Source organism: Streptomyces sp. 4F14 (assembly GCF_048159485.1).
GTDB lineage: Bacteria > Actinomycetota > Actinomycetes > Streptomycetales > Streptomycetaceae > Streptomyces.
Window position 1 is genome coordinate 39,400 of sequence record NZ_JBLRVY010000051.1, and the last position, 13,380, is coordinate 52,779.

A 13,380-nucleotide genomic window follows, 5' to 3' on the forward strand; every position below is an offset into this window, starting at 1 on the left:
AGAAACCAGCACGATCCCGAAGGGGGTAAGCCGTGGCGCTCCAGGTCGGCGAACTCAACGGAATCATCACGATCGACGACCGGGGCGTCACCCCGGCTCTTCGCCGCGCCGAGAGTGCTCTGCGGCAGTCCGGCCAGCGGATGGGCTCGGACGCCGACCAGAGCGGGGAGCGTGCGGGCCAGCAGCTCGGCGACGGCATCGTCCGGGGCGCCGATGGCAGGCTCCGCAACGCGCGCGGACGGTTCGTTGCGGCCGGCCGTCGGGCGGGGGACGCGGTCGGCGATGGCCTGAGCGACAGCGCGGGCGCAGGCGCGGACGAAGCAGTCAGCGAAGCCGGGGGCCGTCTGGACAAGCTGAAGATGATCGCGGCGGCGGCCGGTGCGGCTGCGGGCGCGGTGCTGATCGCGGGGATCACCGAAGCCCTGAATCAAGGCCAGATCACGGGCCGCCTGGGCGCCCAGCTGGGGGCGACTCCGGCGGAGGCGCAGCGGTACGGGAAGCTCGCGGGCAAGCTGTACGCGGACGCGGTGACCGCCGACTTCCAGGGGGCGGCGGACGCAATCAGCGCGACGATGCGCGCGGGTATCGCCCCACCACAGGCGACCGAAGCTCAGATTCAGTCGCTCGCCACGAAGGTCTCGGACCTCGCGTCGACCTTCGAGCTGGACTTGGGCCAGACGGCAAATGCCGTCGGTCAGATGATCAAGACCGGGCTGGCGAAGGACGGCACGGAGGCACTCGACGCGCTCACCGTCGGCCTCCAGAAGATGGGGCCTCGCGCGGACGACATCGCCGACACCTTCAACGAGTACTCGACGATCTTCCGGCAGATGGGGATCGACGCGACCACGGCGACGGGTCTCCTTTCCCAGGGGATGAAGGCGGGCGCGCGCGACACGGACGTCGTCGCCGACTCGCTCAAGGAGTTCGTCCTGATCACCCAGGGCGGCGGCAAGGAAGTCGACGCGGCATTCAAGGCGATCGGCCTCAACGGCAAGGAGATGCAGAAGGCGTTCGTCGAGGGCGGCCCTGCGGCAGCGAAAGCACTCGACCAGGTCTTCGATGGCCTACGAGGCATGTCCAGCGAGACCGACCGTAACGCCGCAGCCCTCACATTGTTCGGCACCAAGAGCGAGGACACCCAAAAGGCGCTCATGGCGCTGGACCCGTCCTCTGCGACCAAGGCGCTCGGCAACGTCGGCGGTGCCGCTGGCCGAATGGGCGACAGCCTTCGCGACAACTCGGGCGTCCGCCTTGAGCAGTTCAAGCGGGGCCTCCAGCAGGGCTTCGTCGAGTTTCTCGGCGGCACTGTCATCCCGGTGGTCATCCGCTTCGGCGGGGTCCTGAAGGAGCACGGCGGCGAGATCAAGACTGCCGCGATCATCATCGGCGCAATCCTCGTCCCGGCGCTGGTGGTGCTGGGCACGCAGGCGCTGATCGCGGGCGGCCGGATGGCAGCCGCGTGGGTGCTGGCGCTCGGGCCGATCGGCTGGATCGGCCTCGCGATCGGCGCCCTCGTAGTCCTGGTGATCGCGTACTGGGATCAGATCAAGAGCGCGACGATCGCGGTGTGGAACTGGATCGTCAAGGCTGTCGTGTGGGCGAAGGATGCCCTGGTCAGCGCGTTCCTGAACTTCACGCTGATCGGCCTGATCATCAAACACTGGTCGACGATCAAGAGCGCCACGGTCTCCGCGTGGAACGCCGTCGTCGCCTGGGTGAAGGGCGTCCCGGGGATGCTCTACCAGGCGTTTTTGAACTGGACGCTACTCGGCCTGGTGATCAAACACTGGACGGCCATCAAGACCGCCACGGTCTCCAAGGCGATGGAGATGGTCGCGTGGGTGCGCGGTCTGCCGGGCCGAATCAGCTCCGCCATGGGCAACCTCGGCTCGCTGCTCGTCGGCAAGGGCCGAAACGTGGTCGAGGGCCTCTGGAACGGCATCAGCTCAATGGGCGGCTGGATCAGCGGCAAGCTGATCGGCTGGGCGAAGTCGGTGATTCCCGGCCCGATTGCGAAGGCCCTGGGCATCCGGAGCCCGTCGCGGGTAACGAAGGCCCAAGGTAAGTGGATCGCGCGCGGTCTGATCGATGGCCTCACGGGGTCGACGAAGCAGATCAAGGCCGCGAGCGGCAAGGTCAGCGACATCCTCGCCGACTCCCTACGCCCGGGGAAGGCCCGGTCTGCGGCGCTCAAGTCGCTCGGCACCGGCACGAAGCGGCTCCTGGCGCTCGCCTCGCAGGAGGAGAAGGTCGCCGCGCGGCTGAAGACGGCGCAGAAGCAGTACGCCGACCTCATCGCCGCACGCGACAAACTCGCGGCCGACGTGAAGAAGGGCGTCCTCGACGGCGCCGACATCACCAAGCAGGACACGGGCGGCTGGCCGCAGACCGCCGACACGATCCTCGCCGGACTCCAGGCGAACCGCGCGGCGGCTGACCGGTTCGCGGCGAACCTGGGCCAGCTCCGCAAGAAGGGCGTCAGCGCCGACTTGATCACGCAGATCGCGCAGGCCGGGGTGGCGCAGGGCTCGTCGGCCGCAGCAGCGCTGGCAAACGCCTCCTCCGCGCAGATCAAGTCGATCAACGCGGAGCAAACAGCGCTCGTCCGCGCGGCCGGGGCGGCGGGGGCGACCGCCGGGGACGCGATGTACGGCGCCGGCATCCAGGCCGCTGCGGGCCTGATCCGGGGTCTTCAGTCGCAGCAGCGGGCGATCGAACAGCAGATGCTGAAGATCGCCCAGAGCATGACCAAGAGCATCCGGAAGTCCCTCGGGATCAAGAGCCCGTCGCGCGTGATGGCGCTGGTCGGCCGGTACACCGCCCAGGGCCTGATCAAGGGCGTCGAGGGCGAGCGGGCGGCGGTCACCCGCAGCATGAGCAGCCTCGTCGAGACCCCGGCCCCCGGCTCGTACGGCGGGACGGGCAGCCTCGGCGGGCGTTCGGGCGGGCAGCAGCGCGTTGTCCTGGAGCTGAGGTCCTCCGGCCGGTCCGAGGACAACTACCTGATGGAGCGGATGCGGCGCGGCATCCGCAAGCGGGGCGGCGGCGACGTCGACCTCGTCCTCGCCGGACAGAGGAGCAGCTGATGGCGTTCCCCGAAGACCCGCTCGGCACGCGGGTGGAGTTCCAGATCGGCGGGGTGTGGACCGATGTCACCCAGCATGCACAACTGCGGGATCTGATCACCCACACCCGCGGGCGCACGGGCGAGGGCGCAGCGGTCGACCCGGCCACCTGCTCCCTCACGCTCAAGAGCCCGGACGGCCTGTACTCGCCGAGAAACCCGCAGAGTCCGTACTACGGGCGCATCGGCCGCAACACTCCGATGCGCATGTCCGTCAACGCGGGCCAGCAGCGGCTGCTCCTGACCGGTGGGACCTCCCGCGCATCGACCCCGGACACTGCTGCCCTCGACATCGCGGGCAGCATCGACGTCCGCATCGAGGTACAGCTCGCCGACTGGACCGCGCGGAACGTCGAGTTGTGCGGCAAGTACAACCTGACCGGCAACCAGCGCTCCTGGCTGCTGCTGATCAGCGCCTCAGGAGGACTGGCGTTCCGTTACAGTTCCGACGGCACTGGCCCCGCCACCCTTGAGTTCGGGTCCACGGCCCCCATTCCGGTGCCAGCGTCCGGGCGGGTCGCGCTGAGGTCCACCTGGAACGCGGCCAACAACGTGTTCACCCACTACACCGCGCCGTCGATCGCCGGGCCGTGGACCCAGCTGGGCGTTGCCAGCAGCCCTGGCAGCGCCAGCAGTATCTTCAACTCCACGGCCGGCCTGGAGGTCGGGGACATCAACACTCCGGGGCTCGCAGCTCCGGTCGGCGGCGTGTACGCCGTCCAGCTCCGCAACGGCATCGACGGAACCGTGGTCGCCTCGGCAGACTTCACCACCCCCGCCGTCGGTGCCACCAGCTTCGTCGACGTGACAGGTCTGACGTGGACGCTGGCGAACGACGCCGCGATCAGCAATAAGCGGACCCGCTTCGTCGGCGAGTACTCGGACTGGCCGGCGCACTGGGGCAAGAGCGGACACCTCATCACCGTGGAGGGGGAGGGTGCCGGCATCCTGCGGCGTCTCAACCAGGGGAAGAAACCCCTCGCGTCCACACTCGCACGCCGGATCCCGTCCGATCCGGCCCTGCTGGCGTACTGGCCGCTGGAGGACAGTACGGAGGCCACCCAGGCGTACAGCCCTGTACCCGGGGTCGGTCCGATGCGGCTGACCAACGTCGACTTCGCTGCGGACGACACCCTGGGCGGGTCCTCGGCGCTGCCGGTGCTGAAGCCGGGCGCAACCCTGTCGGCCTCCGTGCCCGCACCTGCGTCGGGGACCGGGCCGTGGCACGTCGAGCTGGTCAACTACATCCCCACAGCTCCGGTCGCGACGACGACCTTGTACGAGATCGCGTGCTCGGGCACGGGGAACCGCTACCGGGTGCGCGTCGCGACGAACAGCGTGCAGCTCCAGGTCGTCGACGTGAACGACAACCAGCTCCTGCTGGTCGGCAGCACGGCAGGCTCGTCCCCTCCGTTCTTCGGGAACTGGAACCGCGTCCGCGTATTCGCCCGGCAGAACGGCGCCAACGTCGACGTCGACCTCGGCTGGCTCAACACAGCAGCCGGTGCCGGAGGCCACTTCATCGCCGGGAGCTTCGCCGGGACCGTCGGCCGCGTCACCGGAATCCGCTCCGCCTTCGGCACCGGCCTGGAAGGCACTGCCATCGGCCATATCGGCGTCTTCCAGGCGACCGACACCCCGATCTACAACGGCGCGGAGAACGGATACGTGGGCGAGACCGCCGCGGGCCGCCTTGCCCGGCTGTCCGCCGAGGAGGCCCTGCCGATCGCCGTGGTCGGCAGCCCGAGCGACACGGCCGCCATGGGGCCGCAGCGTCCGGGAACCCTGCTGGCCCAGCTCGACCAGTGCGAAGCCGCGGACGGCGGCATCCTCGTCGAGGACCGGGAGCGGCTGGGCCTGCGCTACCGGTCCCGGACCACGCTGTACAACCAGGCGCCCCGCCTGACCCTCTCGTACGGCACGCGCGGCCTGGGCACCCTGGAGCCGGTCGAGGACGACTCCATCCGCAACGACATCACCGTCACCCGCATCGGCGGCTCGTCGGCGCGCGCGGAGCTCACGACGGGGGCCCTGTCCACGCAGGACCCGCCCGCCGGGATCGGGCGCTACGACGACAGCCTTGACCTCAACCTCCGGTCCGACGACCAGACGGAGCCGATCGCCTGGTGGAACCTGTACTTGAGGACATGGGACGAAGCCCGCTACCCGGTGGTCACCCTGCGTCTGCACCGCAATCCGGCGCTCATCCCGGCGGTCCTTGAACTGGTCGAGGGTGATCTGATCCGCATCACGGATCTCCCTGGCTGGCTCCCGCCCGGGCCTTTGGACCTCCTCGTGCTGGGCTACACGGAGCGGACCGGAGTCCGGACGTGGGAGATCGACCTCGTGTGCGCGCCGGGGGCCCTGTGGAACGTGGCCGGGATGGCGGTGGACGAGAACTTCGAGGACACCGCCTACGAGATCCCGTACACCAACGGCGGCAACTTGCCGTGGCTGAGGACCAGCACGCAGGCCCACACCGGTAGCTGGAGTCTCAGGTCCGGCGCGATCACCCACAACCAGACGAGCGACGCGGTCGTCGCGGTCCCGGCCGGGGCGACGGAGATGCGCGTCTGGTACTGGACGAGCAGCGAGACGTCGGGCCCCGGATTCGTCGGCGACCGCCTCCTGGTCCTCGTCGACGGAGTCCAGGTCCTCACCGCCCAGGGCACCACCCCGTGGACCCAGGCCATCGTGGACGTCACCGGCCGATCGCAAGTCGTCTTCCGGTACGCGAAGGACAACTCCGCGAGCAGCGGCAGCGACTTCGTCGCGATCGATAACCTGTCCTTCACCGGTCTCTCGCCAACGCGAGTGGACACCGACGGCAGCACCCTCGCCGCCGGCGTGAACGCGACAGCCGCAACCCTGTCCGTCGCCGGACCCCTGTGGGTCACCTCCGCTGCCTACCCGCAGGAGTTCCCTCTCGACGCCCGCCTCGGCGGGGAAGTCGTGCGGGTCACCGCGATCAGCGGGGCGGCGAGCCCGCAGACGTGGACCGTCGTCCGCAGTCTCAACGGCATCGTCAAAGCCCAAGCGTCGGGTGAGGCCGTGAGCCTCACTGCTCCCGCGTACGTCGCCCTGTAGGAGGTCTCCATGCCCTCGTGGCTCCCCGGGATGCGGATCACCGCCGACCGCATCTCCGTCTCCTCCGCTCAGGCCGAGGACCCCACTCTCGGTCGGACCACCACCTCCACCACCTACACCGACGTCACGGCGGGCGCCTTTTCCTGCTCCGTCGTCGTGCCGATGTCCGGCGTAGTCATGGTGTCCGTACGGGCGACCGGCCGTAACAGCACGACGACCAACACGATCACGTCGTGGCAGGGGGTGGGCAGCGTGTCCGGGACGGTCTACTCGCCGAACGACTCCGCCGCGCTGATCTGGTCCGGCAACAACGTCACCAACTTGTCCCTCGGCTTGCGCTACCGGCTCTCCGGGCTCGTACCTGGGGAAACTCTCACCGTCACGACCAAGCACCGCGTGTCCGGTGCCAGCACCGCGACCTTCGACCACCGCAGCATCCAGCTCGAAGGCGCCCCCGCCTGATCGGAGTTCCCTATGCCCGTCGTGGTCATGCGCTACGAGTCCAAGCAGTACACCGGCACCAACGGGGCCGAAATCATCGAGTGGCTGTGCGGCACCGTCGATCTGTACAGCGACGACGGGACCGAGCTGGTCCTGAACTTCATCGGCTCGCGCCGCCACATCCCTGTCGGCGGGTGGGTCCTCGCGGGCGGCGGCGGGAACGGCACCTTCCGCAGCTTCCAGGGGGACGCCTCGGCCGCCGACTACGCCAACAACTGGCTGGAACTCCCGGCCTGACCCACTCTCGCCCCGTCCACCCCGCGCCGTCCGGCTGCGGGGTTTTCGCATGTAAGGAGCCCCACAGTGGCCGCCGATCTCCACCCCGCCGTCGCCGCGATGCTGCGGAACTTCCGCTACGACCACCTCCCGGCCAGCCTCCAGGAGGTGAGCCGTCCCTTCCACGACCTCGCGCACCAGCTCGCCGGGTCGCTGTCGGGCCCGGAGCTGACGAAGGCCCTCGACGACCTCTGGTCCGCGAAGAACTGGGCCGTCGTCGCGGCCAGCAACCAGGAGCGGGAGGGCATGGTCCCGAGCCCGCCCGTGCCGAGGACCGGCGACGTCGTCCTGTATCAGCTCACCGACGCCGACGCCGCAGGGATCAACCGGCGCCGGAAGGACTTCCACGAGAACGGGTCCGCCGACAGCCGTACGGGCTTCATCGGCCACTTCGGCAACCGGGTCGAGGAAGGGGCCGTCTTCCCGGCCCTGGTCGTTCAGGTCCACGCCGAGGGCACGGTGACGTGCAACCTCCAGGTGCTGCTCGACGGGAACGACGCGTACTGGGCGACCTCCCGCGCCGAGGGCGACGGTCCCGGCCGGTGGTCGAGGAAGGCGGGTGCGTGATGCGGCTCGTCACGCGCGCCCAGTGGGGTGCGAAGCCGTCGAAGTACCCGCTGGCGTACATCAAGTCAACGCTCGGCGTGAAGATCCACTACGAGGGCACGTACGTCCCCAAGTCCCTCGCAAACCCCGACGCCCACAGCACGTGCGCGGGCCGGATGCGGGACCTCCAGGCCAGCCACCTCGCCAACCCCAAGGAGGACTACAGCGACATCGCGTACAACGCGGTCGTCTGCCCCCACGGGTACATCTACGAGGGCCGCGGGCTGCACCGGAAGACCGGCGCCAACGGCACCGCGGCCCTGAACGTGGCGGACTACGCGGTGTGCGCGATGCTCGGCGACTCCGGCCTCGTCCAGCCCACCGCCGCCCAGCTCGACGGCCTCGTCGACGCGATCGAGTGGCTGCGCAGCGGGGGCGACGCGGGGGACCGGGTGCGCGGCCACCGCGACGGACACCCGACCTCCTGCCCGGGGGACCCGCTGTACGCGTGGGTGCGGGCGGGGGCGCAGCGGCCCGACGGCACAACGCCCGGGAGCGGTACCGGTGGTGGCGGTACGGGGGTCGCCCGCTACCAGGTCACGATCAATGGCCTGCCGTACGGGTACGGGGCGGTTGGGGATCACGTCCTGGCCGTCGGCAAGGCGCTCGTCGCCAAGGGCTTCGGGAAGCGCTACAAGGTCGGCCCGAGCCGCGAGTGGACCGACGCCGACACTCTCAACTTCAGCGACTTCCAGCGCTCGCTGGGCTACTCCGGGACGGCGCCGCACGAGGACGCCGACGGTGTCCCAGGACCGGTCAGCCTCCAGGGGCTCCTCGGCACCCTGCCCGGGAAGACGCCGTCCTCGCCGGTCCCGCCGTTCCCCGGCCGGAGCGCCTTCGTCCTCGGCAAGACCAACCCCGCCGTCACCGTCCTGGACCAGGCGCTGATCCGACACGGGTTCGCGAAGTACCACGACGGCAACGGCTACCAGCCGGGACCGCGGTTCACCGAGTTCACGCGGAAGAACGTGGCCGCGTTCCAGCGCTCCATACCCGCGCTCGCCGGCGACCCGGACGGCTACCCCGGCCCCGAAACCTGGCGCCACCTCTTCTCCTGACCCTCGAAAGGGATCTCACATGACCGTCGACCTCGACCGCGCCTACTGGCTCGGCCTCCTCGTCTCCGTCGTTCTCCCCGTCCTCGTCGGCCTGGTGACCACGAGAGTCACCCACGCCGGCGCGAAGGCGGTCCTTCTGCTCGCCCTGTCCACGATCAACGGGTTCGTCGTCGAGTACGCCGCGCCCGGCCCGGGGTACAGCGTGGGCACGGCCGCGGTGCTGGCCCTGGTGGCGTTCGCGACCGGCGTGCTCTCACACTTCGGGCTGTGGAAGCCCGTGGGAGTGAGCACGCGGGCCCAGGACTCGTTCGTCAAGGCGGCCTGATGTGGGGCGCGGCGGCGGGGCGGTTCTCTCACCGCCGCGCCTTCCTCGTCGTGATCGGCGCGGGCTGGGCCGGGTACGGCGGCCTGGGCATCATCGGCAACCCCCGGTACGGCACGATGCGGGGGCTGGCGGATATCACCCGCTACGTTCCGATGGACGCACTCGGTTGGATGTGGGTGGTGTGCGGGGCGTTCGCGGCGCTCGCCGGACTGCTGGTGGGGTGTCCGCGCGCGCAGGCGCTCGGGTACGTGGCGCTCGCGGTTCCGGCCGGCCTGTGGGCGGGGGCGTTCGCGGCCTCGGCGGCGACCACGTTCCCGGAGGCGGTCGGCAGCGCGTGCGGGTGGGGGGCGTTCACGGTCGGCGTGGTGCTGGTCAGCGGGATGGACGATCCGCTGCCCCGGCATCTGAGGAAGGTGAGACGCTGATGGACGTGGGGGCTCTGGTCGGGGGTGGTGTCGCGCTGGTGGTGGGCGTGCTGTCGTGGACGCAGTCGCGGGCGACGAACCGGCGCTCCGATTTCATGGCGATCACGGAGCGGCTGGACCGGGAGCTCAAGGAGGAGCGTACTCAGCGGAAGCTGTTGACGCGGGCGTATCTGGATCTGTGGGGGTGGGCTCGGCGGGTTGGGCCGGACACTCCGGCGGGACCTGCTCCAGAGCCGCCTACGGATCTGGATCTGACGCCTTGGCGACCGTAAGACTCTGGCCCCCTCCTACGGGAGGGGGCCGCTTCGTCATGCCCGGGGGGCGAGCCGCTCCGCCGCATCGAGCAGCAGGCCCCACGGATACTCGCCCGGCCGCCCCTGACCCGGCCGGTTCGGGACAAACCCGCCCTCGCCGTACAGCACGGTGACCCCCATCTCCCGCAGCTCGGCGACGCTCCGCTCGAACTGCCGGTGCTGCGCATACGCCGAGTTCGCGCACGGCATGACCGCGATCGGGATCCCCTTCCCGATCCCCTCCGCTACGACCCCGATCACGAAATCTCGCGTCAGACCGAGCGCCCAGGCGTTCACAGAGTTGAAGGTGGCCGGCGCGACCGCGATCACGTCAGCCTTCGGCCACACGTCCGGCTCACCCGGCTGCTTGTACTCGCTCCGTACTGGATGCCCAGTGAGCCTCTCCAGCTCCGGAAGCTGAGGCTCCAGCCAGCGAGCGGCCGTCGGGGTTAGGCCAAGGCACACGTCGAAACCGCGTGCCTGCGCGTCCGCGATGACAGCGGCAACGTTGAGAACAGGCGGAGCCGCTGAGCCGAACAGGTACAGCACGCGAGAGGTCGAGGTCATGGCGCCTATCGGATCACATGCAACCGCCCCCGATCCGAGTGGATTCGAGGGCGGACGCGAGTACCGTTCCGAGTGGCTGCAAGGAACGAGGAGACCAGTATGCCCTCATTCGACGACGACCACATCGGTACTCGCATCCGCGAGCAACGGAGACTGGCCAGGCTCAGCCAGCGGGAACTTGCCGCACGGACACCGTTCTCGTACAGCCTGCTCAACCAGGTCGAATGCGGCGCCCGGCCAGCCACTCAGAACTTCGTTGCGGCGGTCGCGACGGCGCTCAAGGTCGACGTCACCACCCTTACAGGACAGCCCTACGTGACCGAACTCCAACGCGATCGGCTGGCCGAGCTCGTGCGGCCGATCCGTGAAGCTCTCGACCTCTACGATCTCGGCACCAACCCCGACCTGGTCGCGCGGCCAACCGCCACGCTGGTTGCCGAGTCGGACCGGCTGTGTGCCGAGGTGCGCGCTACTCACCTGCGGAACGCGGCCCGTGCCCTGCCCGGCGTGATTGCCGAACTGACCCATGCTGCATGGGCCACCCCATCAACCGAGGCGTGGAAGGCTCTTGCCTCTACCTATCGCACGGCGCACGACATCGCAGTGAAGCTCGGCTACTACGACCTGTCGACGGTGGCCCTGGACCGGATGGCGTGGGCCGCCGAACGCGCCTCCGATCCGTGTCTGGGCGCCGTCCGCCAGTACATGCGAGCCCTGGTCTACTTCAGGGAGGGCGAGTACACAATCGGGCAGCGGCTGATCGCTGCCGGGCACAACATCGTCGGCCAGGCGCAGGAAGGGCGGGAGGGTTCCGCGGTGGCCGGGCAGCTTCACCTGGGCGCGTCCGTCATCGCGGCCCGCGCCAACAACGTGACCGGGGTGGTACAGCACATCAGCGAAGCACGGAAAATCGCTAAGCGGATCGGCGACGCGAGCGACGTGCACTGGCTGTCGTTCGGGCCCGTCAACGTGGCTTTGCACCGCATGTCCGCCGCTGTCGAGATGGGCCAGTACGACAGCGCCCTGACGCAGGCCCGCCGCGTACGGATCCCGTCGGCCCTGGCGACGTCTCGCCGCGCGCACTTCTTGATCGACCGGGCGCGAACCGAGATGGAGACCGGGCACACGGAGGCCGCCCTCGACCATCTGATGCAGGCCCGGAAGGCCGCCCCGGAGCAGACCCGTTACCACCCAGGCGCGCGGGAGACGATCCGAGGACTCGTTCATACGGCCCGGCGGACGCCGGACACGCTGAACTACATGGCCGCGTGGGTCGGCTTGTAACCGCGCTCACAGCGCTCACAGATTTGTGAGCGTTGTGCCCCTTGCCAGCCTCTACGGTCGCGGTGTGAGACGGATCACCGTGACCGTGGAGGCGCACGCTCTCCACCGAGGGGAGCCTGTATGACCGCCGACCACCGCCCGACCGGCCCTGGGATGTTGTCCCCGGCGGCGTTCCCCACCGTGGCGATCCCGTTGTACGACCCGGAGCGGAGCAGCCCGGAGGCGATCAGGGAGTGGTTCGCCGACTCCTGCCCCGACGGGACCACGCCCAGCAGGGAGCCGGGCTCCGGCGTCACCATGTTGCCGCTCGGCGAAGTCATCACGGCCGTACGGATGAGCGCCCGCCTGGTGCACGCCGCCGCCGGGACCGAGGACCCCGAGGAGCTTGCGGCCTACCTGGCGGAGACGCTGCGCGGCCCGGTCATCCACGACGCCGCCGGTGACGGCCGCCCGTACTACGTCCTCACCCCGCACCGGGACCGCGAGTGGCTGCTCCCGGCGGATGCCGCCCACCTCACCGCCGGCACCTGGCTCGCCATCCCCGACCTTGACCAGCGGGGCCCGCGCGCCGCCCACTGGGTGACCCCGCCGCGGTACCCGGGTGACCTGTGCCGCATCGACCACGTCTGCGAGTTCATTCTCCAGGGGCTCCGAGGTATGGCCCCGGCCGCCGCCGAGGAGGGCGACCGATGACGGAGCGGACGTGTTCCCCCAAGCCGTTCGACCTGACCGTGTGGCCCCCTGACGAGCCGCCAGTCCCCGGATGCGCCCGCTGCGCCGAACTGTCCCGGCTGCGAGGCGAGGCCCGCCGCGCAGACGACGGGTCGCGCGCGTCGGACTGCACCGTGATGATCCGCACCCACGACACCGGCCACGCCGGCACCCCGTGATCTCCTGCTCTCTCCCGTGACGGCGGCGGCGCCGAGCGGTAGAGGGCAGGTACGGCGGCCGCCCGCACGTCCCCCACGGAGAGGCGGCCAGGCCCGCCGCCGCGCGTACCCCCGTACGCCGGCGGCGGGTCACCTCACGAGGTCGGGCAGTTCGATGCCGAAGACGTGGGCCAGCAGCAGAAGGTCTTCCAGGTTCGGGATGCGTTGTGCGGTCTCCCACCGGTGCACGGTTCGGTGGTCACGACCGATCGCCTGCCCTAGGCGAACTTGAGAGAGGCCGACGCGGAGACGTTCCTCGCGGATGCGTTCCCCGACTTGCCAGCGGCGGGTGAGTACCCAGTCGGGCATGGGGTCGAGTGGCACTCGACCAAGCTGTATGGATCATGGTCTGGTGTCTTTGCCCAGCCAGGCAAATTTAGTGATCTTGCTGGTGGGGGACACCGTAGACACCGCTTACCACCTTGTTCCGCCCGGGCTGGTGCGCGGTACGGAAGCGGCCGGCGGGCGTGCGCGTCTCCGCCTTTCGGCCGTTAGACGCTAAGACTCAGTCAAGGCGTCCCGCCCCGGGGTCCACTGGACCCCGGGGCGGTTTACTTTGGACGCCAGAAGGCCCCCACCGACTTCAGCGATGGGGGCCTCTGCCCGCTCCGGTCATCCTCCCCGACGACACAGAGCAGGTACACGAGAGGCGCGTCTCAGGCGCGCGCGGGGAGACGGCCTGCCCCTCTCGGTGTAACCCACTCTACGTGGATACGGCACGCAGTCCAGTGCCTTTCACGGGTCTACCTTCAAGATCGCGTGGGGTTGTGGACTCTATGTGGACTCCGGGTACGCGAAGGGCCTCCCGTTCGAACGAACAGGAGGCCCGCTTATCGCTCTGACCTGCACTCTAGGTCTGTGCCCCCGGGCAGATTCGAACTGCCGACACCCGCTTTAGGAGA

The 13,380-nt window shown here is 69.7% G+C and carries 13 protein-coding genes; 11 read left to right on the forward strand and 2 right to left on the reverse strand.

Going from position 1 to position 13,380, the window contains the following annotated elements:
• Positions 1-32 precede the first annotated feature (32 nt).
• The 8 genes from ACLZOT_RS48195 (at position 33) to ACLZOT_RS48230 (ending at position 9,405) form a co-directional block, all read left to right on the forward strand.
• A complete protein-coding gene (locus ACLZOT_RS48195; RefSeq protein WP_416975665.1) occupies positions 33-3,089 on the forward strand; it encodes a phage tail tape measure protein in 3,057 nt (1,018 codons plus the stop codon).
• Positions 3,089-6,214 (forward strand): hypothetical protein, encoded by a 3,126-nt coding sequence (locus ACLZOT_RS48200; RefSeq protein WP_416975666.1) that lies wholly within the window; start codon positions 3,089-3,091, stop codon positions 6,212-6,214. The genes ACLZOT_RS48195 and ACLZOT_RS48200 overlap by 1 nt, the downstream gene beginning before the upstream one ends.
• 9 nt (positions 6,215-6,223) lie before the next feature.
• Positions 6,224-6,676: a hypothetical protein gene (locus ACLZOT_RS48205; protein ID WP_416975667.1), complete on the forward strand. Its 453-nt coding sequence runs from the start codon at positions 6,224-6,226 to the stop codon at positions 6,674-6,676.
• Between the two features lie 12 nt (positions 6,677-6,688).
• Complete coding sequence (locus tag ACLZOT_RS48210) at positions 6,689-6,952, forward strand: hypothetical protein (RefSeq protein WP_416975668.1); 264 nt, start codon at positions 6,689-6,691, stop codon at positions 6,950-6,952.
• A gap of 66 nt (positions 6,953-7,018) precedes the next feature.
• Positions 7,019-7,558: a hypothetical protein gene (locus tag ACLZOT_RS48215; protein WP_416975669.1), complete on the forward strand. Its 540-nt coding sequence runs from the start codon at positions 7,019-7,021 to the stop codon at positions 7,556-7,558.
• Positions 7,558-8,655, forward strand: a complete 1,098-nt coding sequence (locus tag ACLZOT_RS48220) for a peptidoglycan-binding protein (RefSeq protein WP_416975670.1) — start codon at positions 7,558-7,560, stop codon at positions 8,653-8,655. The genes ACLZOT_RS48215 and ACLZOT_RS48220 overlap by 1 nt, the downstream gene beginning before the upstream one ends.
• A 19-nt stretch (positions 8,656-8,674) precedes the next feature.
• The gene (locus ACLZOT_RS48225; RefSeq protein WP_416975671.1) at positions 8,675-8,980 is read left to right on the forward strand and encodes a hypothetical protein; all 306 of its coding nucleotides are present in this window, start codon (positions 8,675-8,677) and stop codon (positions 8,978-8,980) included.
• The gene (locus ACLZOT_RS48230) at positions 8,980-9,405 is read left to right on the forward strand and encodes a hypothetical protein (protein WP_416975672.1); all 426 of its coding nucleotides are present in this window, start codon (positions 8,980-8,982) and stop codon (positions 9,403-9,405) included. The genes ACLZOT_RS48225 and ACLZOT_RS48230 overlap by 1 nt, the downstream gene beginning before the upstream one ends.
• A 308-nt stretch (positions 9,406-9,713) precedes the next feature.
• On the opposite strand, the gene ACLZOT_RS48235 is transcribed toward ACLZOT_RS48230, so the two are convergent.
• Positions 9,714-10,265 carry a flavoprotein gene (locus ACLZOT_RS48235; RefSeq protein WP_416975673.1) on the reverse strand — a complete coding sequence of 184 codons (552 nt, stop codon included), beginning with the start codon at positions 10,263-10,265 and terminating at the stop codon, positions 9,714-9,716.
• Positions 10,266-10,364: 99 nt separating this feature from the next.
• Between ACLZOT_RS48235 and ACLZOT_RS48240 the strand changes: the two genes are divergently transcribed.
• The 3 genes from ACLZOT_RS48240 (at position 10,365) to ACLZOT_RS48250 (ending at position 12,439) form a co-directional block, all read left to right on the forward strand.
• The gene (locus tag ACLZOT_RS48240; RefSeq protein ID WP_416975674.1) at positions 10,365-11,549 is read left to right on the forward strand and encodes a helix-turn-helix domain-containing protein; all 1,185 of its coding nucleotides are present in this window, start codon (positions 10,365-10,367) and stop codon (positions 11,547-11,549) included.
• Between the two features lie 120 nt (positions 11,550-11,669).
• Positions 11,670-12,242: a hypothetical protein gene (locus ACLZOT_RS48245; RefSeq protein WP_416975675.1), complete on the forward strand. Its 573-nt coding sequence runs from the start codon at positions 11,670-11,672 to the stop codon at positions 12,240-12,242.
• Entirely contained in the window at positions 12,239-12,439 is a 201-nt protein-coding gene (locus tag ACLZOT_RS48250) for a hypothetical protein (RefSeq protein ID WP_416975676.1), read from the forward strand. Before ACLZOT_RS48245 ends, ACLZOT_RS48250 begins: the two co-directional genes overlap by 4 nt.
• Before the next feature lie 129 nt (positions 12,440-12,568).
• Here ACLZOT_RS48250 and ACLZOT_RS48255 read toward each other — a convergent pair whose 3' ends face one another.
• Complete coding sequence (locus ACLZOT_RS48255; RefSeq protein ID WP_416975677.1) at positions 12,569-12,787, reverse strand: helix-turn-helix transcriptional regulator; 219 nt, start codon at positions 12,785-12,787, stop codon at positions 12,569-12,571.
• Between the last annotated feature and the right edge of the window lie 593 nt (positions 12,788-13,380).

Coding starts and splice junctions, on each gene's coding strand:
- ACLZOT_RS48200 (WP_416975666.1), top strand. CDS start 3,089: ATGGCGTTCCCCGAAGACCCGCTCGGCACGCGGGTGGAGTTCCAGATC.
- ACLZOT_RS48205 (WP_416975667.1), top strand. CDS start 6,224: ATGCCCTCGTGGCTCCCCGGGATGCGGATCACCGCCGACCGCATCTCC.
- ACLZOT_RS48210 (WP_416975668.1), top strand. CDS start 6,689: ATGCCCGTCGTGGTCATGCGCTACGAGTCCAAGCAGTACACCGGCACC.
- ACLZOT_RS48220 (WP_416975670.1), top strand. CDS start 7,558: ATGCGGCTCGTCACGCGCGCCCAGTGGGGTGCGAAGCCGTCGAAGTAC.
- ACLZOT_RS48225 (WP_416975671.1), top strand. CDS start 8,675: ATGACCGTCGACCTCGACCGCGCCTACTGGCTCGGCCTCCTCGTCTCC.
- ACLZOT_RS48230 (WP_416975672.1), top strand. CDS start 8,980: ATGTGGGGCGCGGCGGCGGGGCGGTTCTCTCACCGCCGCGCCTTCCTC.
- ACLZOT_RS48235 (WP_416975673.1), bottom strand. CDS start 10,265: ATGACCTCGACCTCTCGCGTGCTGTACCTGTTCGGCTCAGCGGCTCCG.
- ACLZOT_RS48240 (WP_416975674.1), top strand. CDS start 10,365: ATGCCCTCATTCGACGACGACCACATCGGTACTCGCATCCGCGAGCAA.
- ACLZOT_RS48245 (WP_416975675.1), top strand. CDS start 11,670: ATGACCGCCGACCACCGCCCGACCGGCCCTGGGATGTTGTCCCCGGCG.
- ACLZOT_RS48250 (WP_416975676.1), top strand. CDS start 12,239: ATGACGGAGCGGACGTGTTCCCCCAAGCCGTTCGACCTGACCGTGTGG.
- ACLZOT_RS48255 (WP_416975677.1), bottom strand. CDS start 12,787: ATGCCCGACTGGGTACTCACCCGCCGCTGGCAAGTCGGGGAACGCATC.